The following is a 565-nucleotide window of genomic DNA, read 5'->3' as shown; positions in this document are numbered from 1 at the left end:
GCGCCGACGGCCGGCGGCGCGAACGGCTCGCCGTCGTCGAGCCCGACGCGCGCGTCCGCGTCCTCGGCAGCCACGTCGTAGCGGGGCGCGAGCAATGCCGCGCCCTCGGTCGCGGCCTCCAGCGTCTCGGCGATCACCACCGCGATCGGCTGGTTGGCATAGCGCACGCGGTCGTTCTGCAGCACGTCGAGGCGGAAGGCGAACGGATGCGCCTTTGCGTCGGGGTCCTCGGCGAGCGCCGGGCGGTTGGCGGGCGTCATCACCGCCACCACGCCGGGATGTGCCCGCGCCGCGTCGACATCGAGCGAGGCGACGCGGCCGCGCGCGATCGTGCTGACGGCGAGCACCGCGTGCAGCATGCCGGGCGGGTGGTTGTCCGCCGCATAGCGCGCGCGGCCGGTCACCTTGAGGGGCCCGTCCTGGCGCGTCAGCGGCTGGCCGATGCTCGATCCGTGGCGCATATGCGCGGGCGACTGGGTCAGCGTGATCTCAGACATGCGCCATGTCTCCGTGGCTGTCGGCGAAGACGGACCCGGGCAGCGCCGGCATGCGGGCCGGCGTTCCG

General features: G+C 74.5%; 1 pseudogene. It reads right to left on the bottom strand.

The window, feature by feature from the left end:
• Positions 1–497 (bottom strand): annotated as a pseudogene (locus B8460_RS19150) (hypothetical protein); the annotation flags it as partial.
• Positions 498–565: the final 68 nt, after the last annotated feature.

Origin of the sequence: Acidisphaera rubrifaciens HS-AP3 (assembly GCF_000964365.1) — a bacterium.
GTDB lineage: Bacteria > Pseudomonadota > Alphaproteobacteria > Acetobacterales > Acetobacteraceae > Acidisphaera > Acidisphaera rubrifaciens.
Note: the sequence above shows the minus strand (reverse complement) of the source record. Positions and strands in the feature narration are given on the sequence as shown.